This is a genomic window from Paenibacillus sp. 2TAB19 (genome assembly GCF_052115185.1).
GTDB lineage: Bacteria > Bacillota > Bacilli > Paenibacillales > Paenibacillaceae > Pristimantibacillus.
In genome coordinates this window covers 1-23,331 of record NZ_JBFRGE010000068.1, presented here as the reverse complement: position 1 = coordinate 23,331, position 23,331 = coordinate 1, and the positions used below count along the sequence as shown (strand labels likewise).

Genomic DNA, 23,331 nt, shown 5'->3' with positions numbered 1-23,331 from the left:
AACATCTAGAAAGGAGCATCGCGAATGGACTTGATTAAAGCGCAAAGAGGAACGGAGCTTCGCTGCAAGGGCTGGCGCCAGGAGGCGCTGCTCCGCATGCTGGAAAACGTACTGGAAAACGGCGAAAACCAAAAGGAACTTATCGTGTACGCATCGCTCGGCAAGGCCGCTCGCAACTGGCCTTCCTATCACGCCATCGTGAACACGCTGCTGACGCTGGAGGAGGACGAGACGCTTGTCATTCAATCAGGCAAGCCGATCGGCTTGTTCAAAACGCATGTGCGCGCTCCACTGGTCATTATGGCCAATTGCAACATCGTCGGACGCTGGGCGACAAGCGACAACTTCTACTTCCTTCAGGAAAAAGGGCTGATCATCTGGGGCGGGCTCACGGCTGCCGCATGGCAGTACATTGGCTCGCAGGGGGTGCTTCAAGGTACCTATGAAATTTTTCAGTGCATCGCAAGAATGCATTTCGGAGGCAGCTTAAGCGGCCGCTTTATCCTTACCGCGGGACTAGGCGGGATGGGAGGCTCGCAGCCGCTTGCAGGGAAGATGGCGGGAGCGGCTATCCTATGCGTCGAGGTGTCGGAGGAGCGAATGGACAAGCGAATCGCGGCCGGTTATTTGGAGCGCAAGACCAGCGATTTGGACGAAGCGCTGCGCTGGATCGACGAAGCGAAGGCGAGCGGTTCAAGCGTATCGGTCGGGCTGCTGGGCAATGCGGCGGATGTCTATCCGGAGCTGCTGGAAAGAGGCATCATTCCGGATATCGTTACCGATCAAACGTCGGCGCATGATCTTCTATACGGCTACATTCCAAGCGGCTATTCGGTCGCCGAGGCCGCTGCAGCTAGAGTAGCGGAGCCTCAAAAACTGCAAGACGACGCGGGAGCTTCCATCGCTAGGGAAGTGGGCGCAATGCTCGCATTTAAAGCGCGCGGCTCGATCGTTTTTGACAACGGCAATAACATTCGAACGCAAGCGGTCAAATACGGAGAGCCCAGTGCGTTCGACATCGATATATTTACCGAAGCGTTTCTGCGCCCTCTGTTCGCAAGAGCAATCGGACCTTTCCGCTGGATCGCGCTTAGCGGTAATAAGGAAGATATTCGCATCATCGACGAGTATATTTTGGACGAATTCAAGGACAACGATATCGTGACCAACTGGATCGGGTTGGCTAACGCCTACGTGCCGGTGGAAGGGCTGCCTGCTCGAATCGGCTGGTTCGGGCACGGCGACCGAACGAAGCTGGCGCTAGCGGTTAACCAAATGGTCAGAGAAGGCAAGCTTTCGGGACCGATCGCCTTTTCCCGCGACCATCTGGATGCCGGTGCAATGGCGCATCCGACGATTATGACGGAGAGAATGAAGGACGGCAGCGATGCCATCGCTGATTGGCCGTTATTGAATGCGATGATGAGCTGCTCGTCGATGGCCGATTTGGTTGCCATCCATTCGGGAGGCGGCGGTTATGCCGGCTTCATGACCAGTGCGGGAATTACGATCGTAGCCGACGGAGCAGAGGCGACGGAGGAACGTTTGCAGACGGCGCTGACTAATGATACAGGCCTTGGCGTGCTTCGTTACGCCGATGCCGGCTACGAAGAATCGTTCGACGAAATCGACAAAAAAGGGATACGGCGCGTTAACGCCGATTGATATGAGCTGCACACTTTCACTACTACCTGGCAGGAGGATAATGACATGCGTGAATTAACGAAAGAGGACGTGCTCGCAGCGGTCCGGGGAGGTTCCGTCTATGCAAGCGGAGGCGGCGGCTGGGTCGACCATGGACTAGAAATTGGAGGCGCGGCGCTGGCGATCGGCAAACCGAAGCTTGTATCGGTGGATGAGCTGCCGGACGATGCGATCGTGCTGACATGCACGGCAATCGGAGCGCCTGCAGGTACGGATTGGCAGATGCTAGGCAAAGATTATATCAAAGCGGTCGAGCTCATTATGGAGCAATACGAGGGAAGGATCGTTGGCGTCATGACGCCGCAGAACGGCATGTCGAGCTCGATTAACGGCTGGCTGCCAGCGGCTGCGCTCGGCCTTGTCGTGGTAGACGCCACCGGCGACATCAGGGCGCATCCAACCGGCAAGATGGGTTCGCTGGGACTCGCATCAAGCCTTGAATACGAAACGATACAAGCGGTTGTCGGCGGCAAACCGGAGCTTGGCTCGTATATCGAGCTGGTCGTGAAAGGAACGCCAGCACGCACGTCCAACATTTTGCGAACGGCATCCGATATGGCTGGCGGGTTTATCGCTGCCGCGCGGCATCCGCTGCCGGCGAAGTATATAAAGGAGCATGCGGCGATAGGCGGCATATCTATCGCGATAGAACTTGGCAAGGCTATTATCGAGGCGGAGCAGCAAGGCACGGAGCATGTGCTTCAAACGATTTGCGGCCATACCGGCGGCAAATTGCTGGCTAGGGGACGCATAACGAAGAAGGACGTCCATTATGCGGGAGCCTTCGACCTTGGCACGATTGATTTGGAAGAAGCGGACGGCAGAGTTGTGAAGCTGCATGTCATGAATGAATATATGGCCGTGGATGGGCCGGACGGAGAGCGGCTTAGCACCTTCCCCGATGTCATCGCCACCTTATCGCTGGAGACGGGACGTCCCGTAAGCGTTGGACATATCGAAGAAGGGGCGGAGATCGGCGTATTCGTTATTGACCGTTCCCTTATTCCGCTGAGCTCGAGCGTGAAGGATCCTTCCGTTTATCCGGAAGTCGAGCAAGCTATGGGGATCGAGCTGCTGAAATATTTGGGAACGCCGTCCGGATCAGGGGTTTAGCCGTGAACGGCGGGCGGGTAGATCGCGGGGAAACGCTGCTCCTTGACGGAAGAAGCCTTACGATACAGGAATTATACAACGTCTCTTACGGAAAAAAGCGGGTTTCGGTAGCTGCGGCGGCGACGGAGAGACTGGAGCGGTCGCGGAAGCTCGTATTCGAGCTTGCCGAGCAGGATCAGCCCGTATATGGACTGAACCGTGGCGTAGGCTGGAACAAGGACAAGAAGATTACGCCCTCCTTCTTCGAAGACTTTAACCGTAATTTGTTATTTTCCCATCATGCGGCGGTCAAGCCGGAGGCGACGGAGGAGGAAGTGCGCGCGGTACTCCTAGCCAGGCTGAACGGCCTTCTTCTGGGACATACGGGCGTCCAGCCGGCGGTCGCCTTGCGATACGCGGAGTTTCTTAATCATGGCATTCATCCCGTGCTGCGGCTTCGCGGCTCGGTCGGCGCTTCGGACATTACGCTTATATCGCCCATTGGTTTGGCGATGATCGGTGAAGGGGACGTGCGCTATGGCGGCGAGCTCATCCCGGCTGGCGAAGCATTGCTTCGGGCAGGGCTGGAACCTTTGCGGATGGGGCCAAAAGACGGGCTCGCAATCGTCAGCTCCAATGCGGTTTCGTCCGGAATCGGAGCGCTGGCTTTGCATGAAGGCCGCCTGCTGCTGGAGCTTGCAGACGCTGCGGCTGCCTTATCGCTCGAGGCGCTGCGCGGCAATGTCAGTACGCTCGATCCCGCCGTGCATCATGTCAGACCTTATCAAGGGCAGCTTGAAAGTTTAGGTGGAATTCGTCGGTTACTTCGCGATAGCGACCTTTGGGACAATCAGAATGCCGAATCGCTGCAGGACCCGCTAAGCTTTAGAGATGCATGCCAAATTCACGGAGCCGCAAGGGACTCGCTCGCCTATACAGAGAGCCGACTTGTTACCCATTTGAACAGCTCGGATGACAACCCGTGCGTGCTTCCGGATGAAGGGCGTATCGTAGCTTGTGCTAATTTTGATCCGATTGTATGGGTGCTCGGCTTCGAGATGCTGGGCAATGCGCTTGTCCACGTCTCGCGGAGCTCCTGCTTCCGGACATTAAAGCTTGGCAACCCCGCCTTTACGGGATTGCCCCGCTTTCTTACCGCGGATGAAGCTTCGTCGATCGGATTGTGCACCGTACAGAAAACGGTAACCGCGCTTGACGCCGAAATCCGTCATCTGTCTAACCCGGCTTCTGCCGATTATTATTCTCTCGCAGGGGATATTGAGGACCATGGCACGAATGCGCCGTTCGTCGTAGCCAAAACAAGGGATATTATTGACCGGCTGTACTACGTACTCGCAATCGAGCTGCTTCATGCCGCGCAAGCGATTGATTTGCGCGGGGAGCTTCGATTAGGAAAGGGGGCGGCAGCCGCATATCGCGCTATTCGCTCCGTTGTGCCTTTCTTGGACCAAGATCGTGAGCAAACCAAGGATATTGAACAAATATATGAATTGTGCAAAAGCGGTCAACTGCTGCAAGCCATTAAATCCGCATTAGGCGAGCAATAATAGTTGTCTAATCAACTCGATTTCTATCGAAAGAAGTGAACCTACAAATGAAAGATCAAGCCTACGAACTTTCCGTTCGCGGCAATTTGGTCCTGCCCGGCGGTAGAATCGTGAATAACGGCGTGTTGGCTATCAATCAAGGCAGCATTGCGGCGATATTAGAAGACGGAGAGCCGTTTGATTCCTACAACCATCAAGACTTTGCCGGCATGTGGATCGTCCCCGGAGCGATAGATGCGCATGTTCATTGCTTCAGTGAGCCTTCCGAGGGAATAACGGGAGCGACCCGCTCCGCGGCAGCCGGCGGCGTGACGACGATCATCGATATGCCATACGATTCCGACGAACCGGTATGGACGGCGGAGCTTCTGGCAAGGAAAGCCGAACGCATCGGGAAGGAAGCGTTCGTTGACGTTGCCTTGCTTGCGACGATCCGGCCGGATGGCGATATGGGCGAAATCGCCAGGCTCACTGAAGCGGGAGCTTGCGGCTTTAAGCTATCGACCTTCAATACGAACTCGTATCGATTTCCTCGAATCAATGACGGCGAAATGCTGGAAGCGTTCGAGCATATTGCCGCTCAGAAGCGCGCCGTCGGCCTGCATGCCGAGAATGATGAAATCGTTCGCCGGCATTTGAAGAAGCATGAGGCGGGGGATGTGCATCATAATCCTCTGCTGCATTGCAAATCAAGGCCGCCGGTTGCGGAAAGCACGGCCGTGGCGACCGCGCTTGAGCTTGCTTATTGGTCCGGCGCGCATGTCCACTTCCATCATACAACCGTTCCGCATGCGGTAAGGTTGGCGGAAAGCTATGCAAGGGAAGGCGTTGCCGTAAGCGTCGAGACTTGCATCCACTACCTTGTGCTAACGGATCGCGATATGATGCGGATGGGCGCCAAAGCTAAGATTAATCCGCCGCTTCGAGCGCTTGCGGATCAGTCGGAGCTGTGGGAGCAGTGCAGAAACGGAGCTATCGGTCTCGTAACCTCTGATCATGCTCCTTGGAAAATCGAGAAAAAAAGCGCGTCGAACATCTTCGACAATGCATCGGGTGCGCCGGGAGTAGAAACGCTTGTGCCGTTATTGTATGCCTTCGGCGTAGCGGAAGGGCGGCTGTCGATCCACGACCTTGTAAGGTTAGTTAGCGAAAATCCGGCAAGAGTATATGGACTCTCCGATCGCAAAGGCGCGCTCAAAATAGGCGCGGATGCCGATTTTATCGCAATCGATCCTGCTGCTCGGTGGATGCTCGACGAGAACGACCAGCATAGCAACGCAGGCTGGAGCTTGTATCACGGATTGGAAATGAAGGGCCGAATCGGGGCGTCCTACGTTCGCGGTCATGAGGTTTATGACGGCAAGTCCGTGTCCGATAAGTGTATCGGGCAATTCGTTAAGCCCGACCATGTGTCGTATTTGCCATTAAAACCTTACAAGGAGGCGAAGAGCAATGATTCGGTTGTCATTGAAGCCAAGTGAGGCCAGAATCTGGTCCGATATTGAAGCATTAAGCAAAATCACGAATCCGGAGCGGCCATGGACCAGACGTCCTTTTACGGCGCTATATGAAGACGGACGCGCATGGCTTAAGCGGGAGATGGATTCGCTGGGGCTGGATGTTTATCAGGATGCGGCCTCGAACGTCATTGGCCGACTTGCGGGACGCAAGCCTGAGCTGCCTCCGATTATGGTGGGGTCGCATACGGATACCGTTACAGGCGGCGGACGATTCGATGGCATAGCGGGTGTAGTGGTAGGGTTGGAAATCGTTCGGATGCTGAAGGAAACGGGCATTCAATTGGAGCATTCGCTAGAAATCGTAGATTTTACGGCGGAGGAACCGACCGATTTCGGCGTTTCAACCGTCGGAAGCCGGGGAATGGTCGGCAACCTGAGCGAAGACATGCGCAACAGCCGTGATCCTGAGGGACGCGTGCTGATCGATTGTATCACCGAAGCGGGCGGTAATCCTGCTCGGCTTGAACAAGAGGYGAGGAAGCAAGGCTCGGTTGCCGCTTATTTGGAGCTGCATATTGAGCAAGGCCCCGTCTTGATGGAAACGTCCAAACCGCTCGGGGTAGTAACCGGAATTGTCGGCATTAGCCGCTATCAAATAACGGTTATAGGGCAACCGGATCATGCCGGGACAACGCCGATGACGATGCGGCGCGATGCCTTGCCAGCGGCCGGAGAGCTGTTTGTCGAGCTGGAAACGATTTGCCGCAAAACATACAGCAGTCCTGTTGTCGGCACCATCGGCGTCGTAAATGTTAATCCGAATGCGGCGAATGTCGTGCCTGGCGAAGTAACGTTTAAATTTGAGGTTCGAAGCATCGATGCCGCGTTGATCGCCGAAGTGTGCGAGCAATATTTGGAACGCGCCAGGGCACTGGTGGAGAATCGGGGACTATTCATTCGAATTGAAGCTCTGACCCGCTCGGAACCGGTAACCGTTCCCGAGCAAATCCGCAGCGCGCTTGCTCTAGCATGCCGTGAAACGCTAGGGAGCGACTCGCTGTATGCCGAGCTGCCAAGCGGCGCCGGCCATGACGGCAACCAATTGAGCCGGATTGCGCCGATCGGGATGCTGTTCGTGCCAAGCTTAGGCGGACGCTCCCACTGTCCGGAAGAATGGACGGATATTCAGCCTATCGCCCAGGGAGCAGAGGCATTGGCTCGCGCAATCATTCATTTGGACAATAATGTGGTTTAGACCAAGTAAACAAAAGCCTAGCGAATCTGAGGATGTTGACCTCCGTTTCGCTAGGCTTTTTTTCATCTTGAGCCATAAGAAAGTAATTAGCTGGTTGATCGTATTGCGGACCATATAGACCGTAATTGCGTTTTCTCCCTCTGATTCCCATCATTACGGACTCAGCATACTCTATCCGTGACAAACAGCGCTGATTTGTTTGGAAAATGAGCCCATAAAGCCTCCTTGGTCCGTAACCGCGCAATAGGATTGTAATTTGGCCTAATAGCGTCGCCTAGGTCCCTAACTGATGACCATTGATGAATGAAGGTGTATGATCAATGCAAAGATTCCTTTAATTAACTGCTAGACTAATGGAGAGAAGGTTGGGATGGTATGATACCTTTATTCGGTAAAAACGGCGAAGTTCCCGCCAAGCTGACAGTCGCTTTCGCTGAAGGCAGCCTTTGGAAAGATAGCGGCGTGGCAGGCTGTTTGGACGCATACTTCGGGAAGCATCACCCAAATCGAGAGATTCGCTTTGTTAAGTTGGATGAGCTGGAAGCAGAGCCAATCGATTGGGTCCTATTAAGCTTGCATTCTACCGCAGAATTATTGAATCGGTCCATCGAGAGCGTACGTTCCGCCGGTGCTAAGGCGATCGTTGTCGTGGAGTCTGATTCAGTATTGATCAGGGAGAGTGCGGAACTTGATGCGGATTTCGTTGTGCGGCTTGATGAAATGCCGGCGGGGATGCCTCAAATGAAGCTTGATTGGCTAGTTGCTAGAAGACTGATTCAATCGTTGTTTAATATCACGTTGGAACGAGAGCTGCAATTGGATGACGGCATTAAAGTCGGAGATTGGAACGGCTATAAACGAAGCGAATTCATGCTGGAAGGAAGAGAAGGCTTCATCGTGGCCCCGAAGGATTACGCGCCGGGCAAGCCGTGGCTGTGGCGTGCCGAGTTTTTCGATGCTTTCGCGACCGTTGATCGGGCGCTTCTCAGCCAAGGCTGGGCAATCGCCTATTACAGAATTAGCGATCTGTACGGTTGCCCTGGTGCGGTAGATCTGATGGAAAAGTTTCATAGATTCGTTAACGAGACGTTCGGCGTGGCCGACAAGACCGTCCTCTTCGGCTTCAGTCGCGGCGGGCTTTACGCGATGAATTATGCGATTGCCCATCCCGAACACATCCGATCCGTTTACTTGGACGCCCCCGTGCTCGACATCAGCAGTTGGCCGGGCGGCAAAGGTAAAGGAGTCGGCGCAGATTGGGAATGGAAAACAGAATGGGAGCAGTGCAAAGCCGTTTATGGCATGACGGATAAGGAAACTGCCTATGAAGGCGTATCGCCGCTTGATCGGCTCGAGCCGCTGGCCCAAGCTGGCATTCCGATCATTGTCGTTGCAGGCGATGCGGATATTCCTGTTCCGATGAGCGAAAATGCGTCGGTGCTTGAGGAGAGGTACCGCAATCTCGGCGGAGAGTTCGAGATGATCGTAAAGCCGGGAGTTGGGCATCATCCTCATAGCTTGGAGGATCCAAAGCCGGTCGTCGATTTTATTTTGGCGCATTGACGCGGTATTCATAGTTTATTCGACAGAGCTGCAGYAGCTCGTATTTGATCCCGCGCTTTGGGATTGTGATCGTAATGGGGGCTGCTCCCCGAGGGTTTAACGCTGAGCGGACATTTTTCAAATCGTTGATTGCATTCACGATCAGTTCGCTTGGTCTGCTTTGTCCCTTAAACGGCGCATATTGCGTCATAAGAAACGTATCAACAGCATTGTCTTGCGATCCGTCGCCCAGGGGCAGCAACTGGAATTCGCTCAGCATGCCTTCTTTTACTTTGGCGATCATGACGAACGGATGTTCAAAGTAGAGGACGTCTTGGTCAATCGCGGTTTGTCTCTCTACGATTTGTTTGTCGGATGCATGCTCCAGGTTGCGAATGCTAAGAAAGAGACGCTGCGCCTTCTCGAATTGCATCAGCTCCGCATAGCGCTCCATTTGCGCATATAAGGTTTCGATCAAGCTTTCCCCTTTGTTCATGAGCAGTTCCGAAGCCCGGCGCACATTGTCCAAGTAATCCGATTCTGATATGAGCCCTTCACATACGCCGCTGCACTTGCCGATATGATATTGCAGACAGACGCGCTTCGGCATAGGATCGCAAGTACGCAGTCCGTAATGCTCGGCTACGACCGTCAGGAGCGCATCGCGATATCGCGAGCTCTTGAACGGACCTAACTTCTCGCCAGCAGATTCCTTGGAATGGCTGCTCATTTGATTTCGGTAGTAGACTTCCAGTCTAGGAAGCTTCTCCTTTGTAAACTGCAAGTAGGCGTAGCCGCTTTCTTCTTTCATTAGGGCGCGGTTGTATGGCGGCTTATGGAGCTTGATCAAATTATTTTCCAACAAAAGGCTTTCTGCCTCGTTATTGACGAGCACAATCTCGATGGAGGCGATTTCTTCTACGAGCTGCTTGATGCGTTTATGCTCATGCTGCTTGGTGAAGTAAGAGCGCAGCCGATTCCGCAAGTTTTTGGACTTGCCGATATACAGGATGCGGCTATCGGCGCTCTTCATCATATAGCAGCCAGGACTTTCCGGATAATCGCCTGGTTGGAACAAGAACGGCATAGGACTCAGTCTCCTTGTACGGGCTTGTCTATTTCTGGCATAATGGAATAACTGCAGCTGGCATCTTATATATCTAGTAAACAAGCAGCATTGTAATTATAGTATACTTTGCTAAGTTATCGCACTCACTAACCGATAGGGTAAGAAAGGCGGACAATGATTTATGTACGATTTCATTAAAGCGATTATTCTTGGCATCGTGGAAGGGTTGACGGAGTTTCTTCCGGTATCGTCTACGGGCCATATGATTCTTGTGGGAGACTTGCTCAATTTCGAAGGGGAAGCGGCGGATACGTTCAAAATCGTCATTCAACTAGGCGCGGTCATGGCGGTGCTCGTTCTCTATTGGTCTAGGTATATGGGCATATTGAAGGACATGCTGGCCTTTAAATTCAAGACGCCGGGCAAGCTGAACGCCCTGCATCTCATCGTTGCTATGATCCCTGCGCTTATCGTTTATTTGGTATTCAAGGACTTTATCAAGGATGTGCTGTTCGGGCCGGGACCGGTGCTCATCGGGCTTGTGATCGGCGGCATACTGATGATTATCGCCAGCCGCGTCAAGCGCAAGGTGACGGCGGAGAACACCGACGATATTACGTATAAGCAGGCGCTAGGAATAGGCTTGTTCCAATGCTTCGCCTTATGGCCGGGCTTCTCCCGGTCGGGCTCGACGATTTCCGGCGGCTTGCTGCTCGGGACGAGCCAGAAGGCGGCGGCTGACTTCACTTTCATCATCTCGGTGCCGGTTATGTTCGGCGCGACGATTCTCGATATGTACGATAGCCGCGAGCATCTGAACTCGGATTCCCTTCTCTTGTTCCTGATCGGCTTTATCGCGGCATTCGTTGTCGCTATGATTGCGGTTGTGACATTCCTTAACTTGATCAAGCGACTGAAGCTGGAATGGTTCGCATTGTACCGTTTCGTGCTTGCGGCAGTATTTTACTTTTTGGTGATGCGCTAGCCCGTAGATGGACGAGCGCAGCGTTTGTCGAGCAGTACGAGATAACGTCGGGTTAACAACGAGAAATGGATAAGACATTTTGTCGATATGAGACTTGGATACGAGAATCATAGAAGCAGTAATAGTTTCAAAGCCATATGCTTTTGAGAAAAGGAACCTCAGCTTTCACTTTGCAGTGGAAGGTTTGAGGTTCTTTGCGTATGGATCGGGATACTTATGTCACGCGAACTGTTTAGGGACATAAGCTTCATCCGCATCCGATCGTTAATCACATTTGAATGGAAACCGTCCAACCTAATACCCTGCTGTAGAGTGAAGAAGCACCTTTGATTGGAACTCATACAGCCTAATTCGCCGATTTTACTTGTTTCCGTCCAACTTGCCTCTTTTGCCTGTATGGAATCCATTCAAACTACATATTTGATGTCATTTAGCCCATTAGCCTGTACAAAATCCAATCTATACCGAATAGTTAAAAAGAGTCGAATGCTGTCATAAAAACAAATTTGAAAAAGCTGGAAAATACTCGTTTTTATTTTAGGAAAAGTCTGCTATTCTACCTAAGAACGGATCAGGGGGAAAGGAGCGACCACATTTGAAACCGGTCACGGTATACGACATAGCAAGGGAAGCGAACGTCTCGGTAGCGACGGTGTCGCGCGTGCTTAACAACACCGCTCCCGTGAAGAAATCGACGCGCGAGCGGATCGTCGAGCTCATTAACAAGTATCAGTTCCAGCCGAATGCGCTGGCTAGAAGCTTATCGAAGAAGGAGACAGGCATGATCGGGGTCATATTGCCGGACATTACGAACCCGTTCTTTCCCGAGGTGCTGGCAGGTTTGGAGCAGGAAGCGAGAAGCAAGGGATATACTTTCTTTCTTTGCGATACCGTATCTACGAACGGAGATTCCAAGGAGCAGTATGAGCGTGAATCGCAATATTTAAATATTTTGCTCGAGAAGCAGGTGGATGGGATCGTCATGATCGGCGGCCGGATTAATCTAGCTAGACCTACCAAGGAGCAGGTCAGCGAGGTACTCGAAGTGAGCAAGCGCGTGCCGACGGTGTTGATTAACGGGAGCTTGCCCGGCCATTCGATGAACCGTGTATTTGCCGATGAACGCGAAGGCGCCGTGCTGGCGACTCAGCACCTGATTGATCTAGGGCACCGCGATATTGCCTTTGTAGGCGGTTATCGAGGCATGTCCAATACGCTGCAGCGTATTCAAGGCTACGTCCGCACAATGGAGCAGAATGGACTGACGGTTCGCAAAGAATGGCTGCTCGATGGGGGCTTCTCGGTCGAAAGCGGCAAGCGGTTCATGAACCAGCTGCTGCAGGAGTCGGAGCTTCCGACCGCTATTTTCTGCGCGAACGATCTTGTTGCGATCGGCGTCATGAAGGTTGCTTACAAAGCCGGCATGTCCGTGCCTCAAGATCTGTCGCTAGTCGGCTTTGACGATATTCCGTATGCCGCGAACAGCATTCCCGAGCTGACGACGGTTTCTCTGAAATGCTACGATGTGGGCCGGAGCGCCGCAGACGTGCTGCACCAGCTGATTACGAAGACGAAAGCGAATAAGCATACGAGAGTAAGACCGGTGCTCATCATACGAGAGACGACTGCGGTTCCGAGATAAGCAAGGTGATGATAAGACGAATAGCAGCTCCAAAAAAACTTATTGACAACGCTTTCATGGTTGAATAGAATCAAGGTGTCTAAACTTTGGCAGTTGTCACACTCACAAATGAAACCCGTTACATTTTATTTCGGTGCTTTCACACATACGACGATCCGCACACGATACACGTCAGGATACCGCAGAAAAAACAATTATTGTTTTTTTGAATTCTAGCCAGTCATTTAGAATTCTGCGCGAAACGATTGCTTAACGCCGCCACTGTAGAGGCGTTTGGCCGTTCACGCTCGGTCGATTGAGAGTGTATTTATTTTTGCCTAAAATGTAACGGGTTTCATGAAACGGGTTACATATTTCGATGATTATTGCGAACATTCGCGACTAAACACTAAATGCGGTAGGGGGTTAAGGCATGAGCATGGACATTCAGGCGAAGGCAGCCGTTCAATTCGAAGCAGAAGCGGTACGCATTCATGGCAAGCCGCAAGTACTGCTAAGCGCGTCGTTATTCTACTTCCGCATTCCGCGGGCTTACTGGAAGGAGCGGATGGAGCAGGTTAAGGCGTTCGGTTACAACAGCATCGACGTCTACTTCCCTTGGAATTATCACGAGCTGGCGGAGGGGGTATGGGATTTCGGCGGCGAGCGTGATATAAGCGCTTTTCTAGCGGCTGCTGCGGAGGTTGGACTGTGGGTTGTAGCGAGACCTGGACCGTATATTTGCTCGGAATGGGATGGCGGCGCTCTGCCGGCGTATTTGTTCGCCAAAGACATGAAGCTGCGGGATAACGACGATGCATTCCTGCGAAGCGTATCAAGCTGGTACGATCGGGTATTGCCGCTGTTGAAAGCTTACCAAGCGGGAGAAGGAGGTACGGTTATCGCGGTGCAGCTCGACAATGAGCTGGACTTCTACGATTGCTCCGATCCGGCGGGGTACATGGCAGCTCTTCGCGATAAGTCGCTGGCTCACGGCATTTCGGTACCCATCTTCGCCTGCGCCGGACAAGGGGGATTGCCGCAGGCATCCGGTCTTGCGGACGGAGTCGTTCCGACCTGCAACTTCTATCCGGACAATCGCGATCCGGAGTTCGAGTCCAAAGTATTGCATTATCGTGATTTGTTGGCCGAGCGGAACTACCCGCTGCTCGTGACGGAGACGAACAGAGCGCATTACTTGCTGCGAAGATTGTTAGCCTGCGGCGCCAAGCTGCTTGGGCCTTATCTGCAAGTATCGGGTACGGACTTCGGCTTCACGAACGCGACGAACAATTGGGGTAAGCCGCTTGCGTTCATGACTTCGGATTACGATTTCGGCGGCATGATTTCGCCGGAAGGCCATATTCGGCAGGAGGCTTACGAGGGCAGGCTGCTCGGACGTTTGCTTGAAGCCTATGGCTCATCGCTGGCCGCTGCTACGGTAGCAAGCGCGGATGAAGCAGCGAGTATGGCTGTCGCAGGAGAAACGAGCGGAGTCGCTGGACCGCATGTATTGACCTTGCAGGGCGGAGGGCAACTGCTGTTCATAACGAATTTGGACRATCGCGACAAGGAGCTTGCATTCTCGGATGCACGGATAGTAGGCAGAACTACGACGTTCGTGCTGAAGGGCGGTCGATCATTGGCGCTCCCGGTGCAGCTGCCGCTTACCGGCTGGGGCATTCAAGGGAAGCTTGCACAGTCGACAGCGGAGCTCTATATGGCGAAGCGGCTTGCAGGCGGCGCGGCGATTTCGTTCCACACGGAAGGAAGAGGCCGCATCTTGCTGGAGCTGGGAGAAGGCTGGTTCGTGGAAAAAGCGCAACATCTAGAAGCCGTGCAGCGAGATAGTGCGCTGCAGTTAAGCTTCGAGGGAACGGAAGCTGCCGAGTGCTGCATTCGACTGGCGGACGGAAGCGAGCTAATGCTTTATGTGCATAGCAGAGAGGAAGCACTTATTGCCGAGCCATTCGATGAGCTTGGAGCGATTGCCTTCGGCGAGGCTATCCGTTATGAGAGTGCCGAAGACCATCCGGTCATCGCGTATGAGATAAGCGCAGACGATGAGGCTAAGCCGATCAATCCTCGCGAGCCTCTAGTCAGCAGAGCAGCGAAAGCAAGCCGCCTGGAAACGTTAGGCGTATATAGAGGTTATTCCTGGTACGAAGCCTCTGTCGATGTGCCTGGCGGCAAGCCCGTGCAAGGTATTCTGCTTCGCGAAGCAAGCGATGTCATCTCGCTGTATTCAGACGGTGATTATGTAGGTACGGCGACGCCGGGCGGTGGCAGCCGCTACATGCCGCTGGACGAAGCGCGTCCGTTGCAGGCGGGCAGGCTCACCGCCCGAACTGAAATATGGGGTCATACGAACTTCGATGACCCGAGGCTTCCGGCATTAAGGCTGAACGCGATGAAGGGAATGTCCGGCATGGCAGCGATAACGGCTGTGCGCGATCTAAGCCGGAATTGGAGCGTATACCGCACAGACAGGCGAGAGCTTCAGGAAGCTCTTATTGGCGACATCGATCGGAGTCTGTGGCCGATCGTCAGCTTCGGCGGCTGGTTGTCTCCCGATCATCCGGCATTCGAATATTATAGCCGGACCTTCCGGGCAGCGGCGGATGCCGATTCGTGGACGCTTTATTTTCAAGACTTGCAGTCGCATGCGAAGGTATTTGTTGCGGGCACGGCTGCGGGCTTAGTCGTCAACCCATTCGATCCCTATGTCGACATTACGCCTTATGTAGAGGCAGGCAAGGAGACGCGGTTGACCATATTTATCGAGAGAGTGCTCGGATTGCCATCCGGCAATGTCGTCTTATACGAGGGGAATGATGCGACCGATTGGTCCGTCAGCGGCGCGGAGGAGCAGCAACTGGCAGCGGCGGCAGACGGGGAGCGCGATCAAGCAACGCGAGCGGAGCTGCCGATCTCGCTTGAACCGGGAGCAACGGCTTGGCTGTATGGGGCGGTCGTCAATTCCAGTTCGGGCGCAGGCTGGCGCATGAAGTTTAATGGCAGGGGGCTGAAGTTGACCGTTATGCTGGAGGATCGAATCATAGGCAGACTATGGCTGCCTTGCGATAATGATCGGCCGGTGCTGACAGGGGGCAGCACGAATTCGGCTTACTTGCCGGGTGCTTGGCTTCAAGGGGGTGAAGGCAGAGTCCGGATATGGCTGGAGGCTGTCGATCGCAGCAACAAGGGTACACTGGATTCCATCTCGTTCACGCCTGTTCAATGCTAGGCAACAAGGAGGGATTACCATGTCAACCGCTCTGAAAACATCCGTCCCGAGCAGCAAGCCCCTGCCTGCCGGCTCGGGACGGCTCAGGCGCTTTTGGAATAACAAGACGTTAATGCTTATGTGCTTGCCTGCTATCCTCTTCTTCATCATATTCGCCTACTTGCCGATGCCGGGCTTGTACCTTGCGTTCATTCAATACAACTACTCGGACGGCATATTCAAAAGTCCATTCGTCGGCTTCGACAATTTCCGCTTTCTCGTCATCAACGGTGACTTATGGCGGCTCACCTTCAACACGGTAGCCTACAATCTGGTCTTTATCGTGTTAGGCAACTTCCTGCAAATATTCGTCGCCATCCTGCTTAACGAGCTGCGCAAAAAATGGTTCAAAAAAGTATCGCAAACGCTCATGTTTCTTCCTCACTTCATCTCGGCCGTGCTTATCGGCCTCATTGCCTACAACATCCTCAGCTACGACTACGGCCTGTTGAACGGGATACTCGAATCTCTTGGCATGGAGCCAGTCAAAACCTACTCCAATCCTACGATCTGGCCGTTCATTATCGTCCTCACCTTCTTATGGCAAGCTACCGGCTACGGCTCCATCATTTACTTCGCAGCTATCATGGGTCTCGACAATGAAATTATCGAAGCCTCCGAGATTGACGGAGCGAACGCGCTCCAACGCATACTCTACATCGTTATTCCGTGGCTGAAGCCGACGTTTATCATTCTGATGCTCTTCTCTCTCGGCGGCGTGCTGAAAGGCAATTTTGGACTCTTTTACAACCTTGTCGGGGCGAATAATACGGCTTTGTATCCGACGACGGATATTATCGAGACCTACGTATTCCGCGCGCTTATGACCAATTTCAACTTCTCGATCGGCAGCGCCGTGAGCCTGTATCAATCGGTCTTTGGCTTCATCGTTGTCATCACCGCGAACTGGCTTGTGAAGAAAGCGTCACCCGAGAACTCCCTATTCTGACCCATTAGGAGGTGAATGTCATGGAACAATCGGAGGAGTCCAGAAGCATACGAACCGACATGAGCGGCATTATCGTCAGAGTGTTCGGCTATGTGTTCATATCCTTCTTCGCGCTTTGCTGCTTGCTGCCTTTCCTGCTCATACTCGGCACGTCATTCACCGCGGAAGGAGCCATTAAGAAGTTTGGCTTTAACTTCTGGCCGAGAGAATTCAGTACGTTCGCGTACAAAGTCGTCTTCGAAAATCCCGATATGATGATCGGCTCGTATTTCGTTACGCTCGGCCTGACTTTGGCCGGGACTGCAATCGGTTTGTTCCTGGTCGCGATGACCGGCTACGCGCTGCAGCGTCCCGACTTCGGCTACCGCAACGGGATCTCGTTCTTCATCTACTTCACGACGCTGTTCTCCGGCGGGTTAGTTCCCTTCTACCTGCTAATGACGCAATACTTGACGCTAAAGGACAATTACTTGGCTGTGCTGCTTCCGGTGCTGCTTAGCCCGTTCCTCATTATTATGATGAAAAGCTTCGTGCGCTCGATCCCGCATGCGATTACCGAATCCGCCAAAATCGACGGCGCAGGCGACTTTACGATTTTCCTGAAGCTGATTCTGCCTATGACGACGCCGGCGCTCGCCACGATCGGCTTGTTCATCGCCTTGGGGTACTGGAATGAATGGTACAACTCGATGCTGTTCCTATCGGCGGATATGAAGTATCGTCCGCTTCAGCTGTTTTTGTACAACACGATTACTAGTGCTGATTACATTCGAAATTCCGCTGCCGCCTCCAACGTAGAGCTGCGCGATGTGCCGCTGGAATCGATGAAAATGGCGACTGCGGTCGTCGCTACGGGGCCAGTTATACTGTTTTACCCGTTCGTACAGCGTTACTTCATTAAAGGGATTACGGTTGGCGCGGTAAAAGGGTAGTGCTTGGCGTTTGGTGTTCAATGTGCCGTAGGCCGTCTGTCGCAAGCGGTCTATTCACATAGCGGGCTAAGGCCCAATTAATCAAATCAAAGGGGAGAATAGCAATGTCCAACTTGAAGAGAATTTCCGCGCTGCTGATTGCGATCATGATGATCTTCGTTGTAGCGGCCTGCTCGGGCAATAACGGAGGCAACAACGAACCGCCAGCCGAAACGAATAAAGGTGCAGCGACGAATGCCCCAGACAACAGCGGAGAAGAAACGAAAGGTCCGGATACGTCCAAGTTCGTCAAAATCAGCTACGTCGTACTCGGCAACAAACCGACCAATGGACAGTTCGAGGCGGTGCTTGCCGAAGTGAATAAGCTGATGAAAGAAAAAATCAACGCCGAGCTGGAGTGGAAATGGGTGGAGTGGGCCGACTGGACAACGAAATACAACCTGCTGCTCGCGTCGGGCGAAGCGATAGACCTTATCACGATTGGAACGGACTGGCTCGATACTTGGGGCAACGCTCAGCGCGGCGCATTCATGAACCTCGACGATCTATTGCCGACGTACGCGCCGCAGACGTGGAACTCGATTCCGGAAGAAGACTGGGCAGAGAGCAAATTTGGCGGCAAAATCGTACTCATTCCCGAGAACGAGTACACGCAATGGGTTAACCACGGCTTCTTTTACCGCGGAGACTGGGCGAAGGAAGCTGGCATTACGGAGCCGATCAAGGATTGGGAAACAATGGGCAAGTACCTTCAATATATTAAAGACAATAAACCGGATGTTATCCCTTGGGACGCAGCCGCGCAAACGAGCACGTTCGGCGGTTATGTCGCTTCGTATTCGGATAACCTCGAGCTTCCGATCGCGACGGGTTACACGCCGATTTACGCAACGAAATCGTATGACGAGAAATATACGGTGAACAGCCCTGTATTCGAGGATACGTTCCTGAACTACGCCAAGTTGATGAAGGAATGGGCAGACAAAGGCTACTGGCGCGAAGACGTGTTGAACAATAAGAACGATGCGCGCGCAGCGCTCCGTGCAGGCTTGTCGGGCGTTGACCAGCATCATACGCAGACGTTCGGCGGACTTCGCGTCCAAATGGACAAAGACCAACCGGGCTCCGAGCTGCAAATGTTCCCGTTCCACCGTACCCGCGCCAACAACCTGATGGAGCTGTCGATCACGCACGGCGGTACTTCGGTCGGGGCGCACAGCAAAAACCCGGAGCGCGCGCTTATGGCGTACGATCTGATTCGCAACGACGAGCAAATTTATCACCTCATCAACTACGGTCTCGAAGGCGTTCAATATGAAGTGGTAGACGGCAAACGTCAACAGCCGGCAGGCTACGACGAAGCGAAGCACGCATTCTACGCCGACTTCTGGGGCGGCCGCGTCGACAAATTCGAAATTCCGAGCGCAACGACATGGGATCAATTGGAAGAAACGCTTTATGCGGAATACGACGGCTACAAAAAACCTTACCCTTACGGTCAATTCGTCTTCGACAAAACGCCGGTTGAGGCTGAGCTCACAGCGGTTACGCAAGTATCCGGCGAGATGGGGCCTGCCATTGGGTACGGTAAAGCAGGCGACCCTGTCAAAGCGGTTGAAGAATTCCGCAACAAGCTGAAAACAGCGGGTTACGACAAAGTGCTCGCCGAGCTGCAACGTCAAATGGATGCTTACAAGAAGCTGATCGAAGGTTAATCGAATAAGCGGAGTAATAGGGGATTGTCCCGAGAGCCAACAGCTTTCGGGGCGATCCCCTTATAAATACTCTACCTCACTTCAAATGAACAACGATAAAGAGCTGTCCCTCAAGGTATTCAGCCTTGTGAGACAGCCCTTCGCAAAGATGCAAGCCACTGATCTTATAAAGTTAGAATATCTACTCCCAGAGCTGGCAGCGTCAACTTCTGCTCTGATTTCTCGCTCGTCAACAAGCTGCGATAGGGAACGTCAAGCGTAACCTCACGTTGCTCATTGGTCAAATTGATCAGGAACAGGAAGCTTTCCTCACCCTTCGTTCGAATCGACAGCTCGACACCTTCCGGCAGCTGGAGCTTGGGCGCCAAGTCCTTTTCCTTCAATATGCCTTCGAACAGCTGGTAGAAATACGATGGCTCCGGCCAAGTGCCGACATAATACACTTCACCTTCACCAAGCTTATTGACAGTTACCGCCGGCACACCCTCGTAAAAGTCGTTGTCATACCAGGCAATCGGTTCTGCTCCTCGCAGTTCCAGCAGATCGCACCATTGCTTCGCAGCGAATGTCCGGCCCTCCGCGTTCCGAATCCGATGCTCGCTGTTGCCGATTGCATCATACTCACTAACGACAACACCCGCCGCTTCCGCCAGCAGCCCCGGCAGAGGCAGCATCTCACATACATTCTTCATGTTCTTCACGCCTGTCCGATTGGTGAGGACGACCGTGCCGCCCCCGGCTGCGAAACGCTCCAGCCGCTGCGCTACTTCTTCACTTAACAGAAAGAGGGAAGGGACAATGACCAGCTTGTAGCCATCGAGCTCCTCGGTCCAGTTGATAACGTCCGTACCGACGCCCATTTTCAGAAATGCATTGTGCATAGAGGACAAGTTGTCCATATAGTGCATTCCCCCCTCCGCTTGCGCCTGAAGGGAAAGCGCCGTATGCTGATCGTGCGAATGCAGAATCGCAACCTGAGTAACGATTGTCGAGCCGGCCAGCAGTTCGCCAAGCAGGTTCACCTCGCGAGTAAGCTCCGCGAACTCCCTGAACCTGCGTCCAGGAACATTGCTGTGGTCGATAAGCCCATGCCAGAACTGTTCGGCTCCGACGGCAGCACTCCGCCAGCGGAAATGGACGACCATATCGGCGCCGCGGGCGATAGTCTGCCAGGAACGAGCTCGGATCAGTCCAGGATAAGGTGTGCGCTGAATTGGCATCCATGCGCCTTGCGCTCCGCTCAGCTGCTCCATTACCCAGAAATTGCGGCGCTTGATGCCGCGAACCAAGTCCAGCGACAGCGCTCCGTTCCTCGGAAACCGATCGCCATAATCGCGATACAGCTCATTCGGATAATAATCGACTGAGGCGAAGTCCAGCTCTTTGTAAAGATCATAATAGTCCAGGCTATTCGGGTATTGCCACATGTTATGCGTCACGAATTGGCCTGGACAGTTGCTGCGTAGAATTTCAAGCTGCCATCCCAGCAGAAAACCTACGCTATCCGAGCAGAACCGCTTATACTCCAGAAGATAGGAAGGATTCATCGGCTTACTGGTACCGAGCGGCGTCGTTACCTCGGCCCAGCTGCTGTACTCCCCGCTCCAGACGACCGTGCCCCACTCCCGGTTCAACTCTTCCAGACTGGAATAACGCTTCTGCAGCCAAGCGACAAATGCACGATTGCACGTATCGCAATGGCATTCCTGATAGTGCATCTCGTTATCGATTTGCCAGCCAATGACGGCGGGATGCTTCGCATAGCGCTGTGACATCGCTTCCACAAATTTGGAGCCCAGCATTCTCAAGGAATAGCTGTTGTTGCAACGATGTCCACGCACACCCGGCCGGATGATTTGACGTTGCTCATCCATTGGCAGCACATCGGGATAACGGGTTGTCATCCAGTTCGGCGGGGTATTGGTAGGTGTGCATAAAACGATCTCCATGCCGCGCGCGGCAAATACTTCTATAGCCGCATCCAACCATTCAAACCGATAATCACCCTCGGTCGGTTCCATTCGGCTCCAAGCGAACTCCGCTATTCGCACAACCGCAACACCCGTCTCTTGCATAAGCGCTGCATCCTTCTCCCATAGCTCGGGAGTCCATTGCTCTGGATAATAATCAATTCCGATCTTAATCGTCATCCTGTGATCTCCTTTATTCATCAATATATTGCGATTATATGATATATTAATTCGAGTGAATATCTTAAATAATTAATACGATATAATAATATTAAGATAACAGGAGAGTTGATCGCATGCCTAATCCCAATCGCGCTTTCCCGGTACTTTCCGCCCGAGACAGGCTGCTCCCTTTTTATTTGCTTGGCATTGGTCTGCATCATGAACAGGAGCAAATACGCCGAGACTCAGGCATTCAGGATTATCAGTGGATTCAATGCCGCAGTGGCGAGGGCAAGCTCAAGCTAAGTGAAACGGAGTATATCGTCAAGCAAGGCATGGGCATGCTGTTGTTCCCCGGCCAGAAGCACGAATACTATGCTTTATCGGGGAGCTGGGAAGTCGACTGGATCATCTTCGATGGCAGCGGGTCAGCGAACTTGTTTGAATCAGTCRGCATTGTAGACACATGCGTATTCGCGCTCGCATCGCCCGAATACCTTCTATCCCGAATGCGGGAGCTGCTGCAAGCTGCCCTAACGCCGCAAGAGCAAACGTTAAACAATTACGCCTGCTCCGCCATCCTCTATACCTTATTGACGGAGATTATTCAGCGAATCTCTGTCGAGGGCAGCGATACCGTCGGGCAGCAGTATGAGCGGTTAAAGCCGGTCCTGGACTATATTGACCAGCATTATGCCGAAGAGATTACTTTGCAGACGCTCGCCGGACTGATGTGCGTCACACCGGAATATTTCTGCCATTTGTTCAAGAAAACGACGGGCATTCGTCCCATCAGCTATGTCAATCAAGTAAGGATCAACAAGAGCAAGGAACTGTTGCTCGACAATGTGCAGCCCGGGATGCAGGATATTGCTCATCAAGTCGGCTTCGAATCTGCCAGCTATTATGGAGCAATCTTCAAGAAGCTGGAGCGGCTCACACCCGGCGCCTTCCGCCGCAGCTATCAAAAGTCGTAACATATTCACTGTCCAAGTGCGTTCGGGGTGTAAATGCGTACCTAGTCAACTTGGAAGTAAAATCAATGGACATAAAAATCGCGTTATCCAAATGGGATAACGCGATTTTTTCAGGATTTCATTGAAATGCCAGCTGTGCTTGAGCAGGCATTAGGAAAAGATTACCTCTTTTGTTCGGTAATGCTTAGGGGAAGCTCCTATTATCTTTTTAAACATTTTGGAGAAGAGCAAAGGGTCATTGTAGCCGACGGAACGGGAGATATCACCTATCGACAGTTCAATGTTCCCCATCATTTCACATGCTTTTTGGATCCTAATACGAATTAAGTATTCCTGGATACTAATATTCATTTGTTGTTTGAATAACGAACAAAGATAGCTTCGATTGAGCCCGACTATGCGAGCAATGTCCTCAATGGTGATTATCTGAGCAAAGTTGGTTTCGACGATGTCCTTCACCTTTTCAACGTAAATTTCCGCGCGACTTTCCTTTTGCTCTGTTGGCGTTACCGGACCATATTCTGCAAGTAGGGATAATAACAAGTAAAGCAAACCGGTCAGTCTGGTTTCTCTCGCTTTATGATTTCTATTGGCCTCGGCCATTAACTTCAAATAATTATAGATCTTATCGTCTTTACCATAGTTGAGGATTGGGCATGCCCTTGTTAATCCTGCTTGCTTGAGGAGCAATTCCGCCAGTGTTCCGTCAAAACCAAACCAGCAATATGACCAAGGGTTTATGGAATCGGCTTGATAATAAGTAATGACATCGGGGCATATAAGAAAGCCCTGACCCTTCTGAAGCCGGTATTTGTTTCCGTCGACTTCAAAGATCCCTTCTCCGTCCAAAATATAATGGAGAAGAAAGTGACTTCTTATGGCTGGCCCAAAAAAATGATTCGGAATACATTCTTCAATGCCAAATTGAGTTAAATACAATTCAGTGTGCTGCTTGCTTCGTGACAAATACTCAATCATGGTATAACCCCTTAATATTAAAATACCAAGCATTATAACATAATTAGTGAGCATCATGCTATGTAC

16 protein-coding genes are annotated in these 23,331 nt (G+C 52.6%); 13 read left to right on the top strand and 3 right to left on the bottom strand.

Annotation, left to right across the window (positions count from 1 at the left end; genetic code table 11):
• Positions 1 to 24 precede the first annotated feature (24 nt).
• The 6 genes from AB4Z33_RS23770 to AB4Z33_RS23745 all read left to right on the top strand — a co-directional run bounded on the left by AB4Z33_RS23770 (position 25) and on the right by AB4Z33_RS23745 (position 8,642).
• Positions 25 to 1,665: a urocanate hydratase gene (locus AB4Z33_RS23770; protein WP_442052271.1), complete on the top strand. Its 1,641-nt coding sequence runs from the start codon at positions 25 to 27 to the stop codon at positions 1,663 to 1,665.
• A gap of 45 nt (positions 1,666 to 1,710) precedes the next feature.
• Positions 1,711 to 2,817, top strand: a complete 1,107-nt coding sequence (locus tag AB4Z33_RS23765) for a DUF917 domain-containing protein (RefSeq protein WP_442052270.1) — start codon at positions 1,711 to 1,713, stop codon at positions 2,815 to 2,817.
• 2 nt (positions 2,818 to 2,819) lie between these two features.
• On the top strand, positions 2,820 to 4,364 hold the full coding sequence (locus tag AB4Z33_RS23760; protein ID WP_442052269.1) for an HAL/PAL/TAL family ammonia-lyase: 1,545 nt from the start codon (positions 2,820 to 2,822) through the stop codon (positions 4,362 to 4,364).
• A gap of 47 nt (positions 4,365 to 4,411) precedes the next feature.
• Complete coding sequence (locus AB4Z33_RS23755; RefSeq protein ID WP_442052268.1) at positions 4,412 to 5,845, top strand: dihydroorotase; 1,434 nt, start codon at positions 4,412 to 4,414, stop codon at positions 5,843 to 5,845.
• Positions 5,817 to 7,079, top strand: a complete 1,263-nt coding sequence (locus tag AB4Z33_RS23750; protein ID WP_442052267.1) for a Zn-dependent hydrolase — start codon at positions 5,817 to 5,819, stop codon at positions 7,077 to 7,079. The genes AB4Z33_RS23755 and AB4Z33_RS23750 overlap by 29 nt, the downstream gene beginning before the upstream one ends.
• Positions 7,080 to 7,454: 375 nt before the next feature.
• The gene (locus AB4Z33_RS23745; RefSeq protein ID WP_442052266.1) at positions 7,455 to 8,642 is read left to right on the top strand and encodes an alpha/beta hydrolase family protein; all 1,188 of its coding nucleotides are present in this window, start codon (positions 7,455 to 7,457) and stop codon (positions 8,640 to 8,642) included.
• Here AB4Z33_RS23745 and AB4Z33_RS23740 read toward each other — a convergent pair.
• On the bottom strand, positions 8,626 to 9,708 hold the full coding sequence (locus AB4Z33_RS23740) for a GIY-YIG nuclease family protein (RefSeq protein WP_442052265.1): 1,083 nt from the start codon (positions 9,706 to 9,708) through the stop codon (positions 8,626 to 8,628). The genes AB4Z33_RS23745 and AB4Z33_RS23740 overlap by 17 nt on opposite strands.
• Before the next feature lie 163 nt (positions 9,709 to 9,871).
• On the opposite strand from AB4Z33_RS23740, the gene AB4Z33_RS23735 reads away from it, so the two are divergent.
• From AB4Z33_RS23735 to AB4Z33_RS23710, 6 genes are all read left to right on the top strand, one after another.
• A complete protein-coding gene (locus AB4Z33_RS23735; protein ID WP_442052264.1) occupies positions 9,872 to 10,675 on the top strand; it encodes an undecaprenyl-diphosphate phosphatase in 804 nt (267 codons plus the stop codon).
• 595 nt (positions 10,676 to 11,270) lie between these two features.
• A complete protein-coding gene (locus AB4Z33_RS23730) occupies positions 11,271 to 12,317 on the top strand; it encodes a LacI family DNA-binding transcriptional regulator (protein ID WP_442052263.1) in 1,047 nt (348 codons plus the stop codon).
• A 412-nt stretch (positions 12,318 to 12,729) separates the two neighbouring features.
• Positions 12,730 to 15,543: a beta-galactosidase gene (locus tag AB4Z33_RS23725; RefSeq protein WP_442052262.1), complete on the top strand. Its 2,814-nt coding sequence runs from the start codon at positions 12,730 to 12,732 to the stop codon at positions 15,541 to 15,543.
• Positions 15,544 to 15,562: 19 nt separating this feature from the next.
• Complete coding sequence (locus AB4Z33_RS23720; RefSeq protein ID WP_442052261.1) at positions 15,563 to 16,531, top strand: ABC transporter permease; 969 nt, start codon at positions 15,563 to 15,565, stop codon at positions 16,529 to 16,531.
• A 20-nt stretch (positions 16,532 to 16,551) separates the two neighbouring features.
• Positions 16,552 to 17,463 (top strand): carbohydrate ABC transporter permease, encoded by a 912-nt coding sequence (locus AB4Z33_RS23715; protein WP_442052260.1) that lies wholly within the window; start codon positions 16,552 to 16,554, stop codon positions 17,461 to 17,463.
• Between the two features lie 104 nt (positions 17,464 to 17,567).
• Positions 17,568 to 19,178, top strand: coding sequence for a DUF3502 domain-containing protein (locus AB4Z33_RS23710; protein WP_442052259.1), 1,611 nt, complete (start codon positions 17,568 to 17,570; stop codon positions 19,176 to 19,178).
• Between the two features lie 164 nt (positions 19,179 to 19,342).
• On the opposite strand, the gene AB4Z33_RS23705 is transcribed toward AB4Z33_RS23710, so the two are convergent.
• Entirely contained in the window at positions 19,343 to 21,328 is a 1,986-nt protein-coding gene (locus AB4Z33_RS23705; protein WP_442052258.1) for a beta-galactosidase, read from the bottom strand.
• A 116-nt stretch (positions 21,329 to 21,444) separates the two neighbouring features.
• Between AB4Z33_RS23705 and AB4Z33_RS23700 the strand changes: the two genes are divergently transcribed.
• The gene (locus tag AB4Z33_RS23700) at positions 21,445 to 22,287 is read left to right on the top strand and encodes an AraC family transcriptional regulator (RefSeq protein WP_442052257.1); all 843 of its coding nucleotides are present in this window, start codon (positions 21,445 to 21,447) and stop codon (positions 22,285 to 22,287) included.
• Positions 22,288 to 22,437: 150 nt separating this feature from the next.
• Here the strand turns inward: AB4Z33_RS23700 and AB4Z33_RS23695 are convergent.
• A partial coding sequence (locus AB4Z33_RS23695) for an AraC family transcriptional regulator (protein WP_442052256.1) occupies positions 22,438 to 23,331 on the bottom strand: 894 nt, incomplete at its 5' end.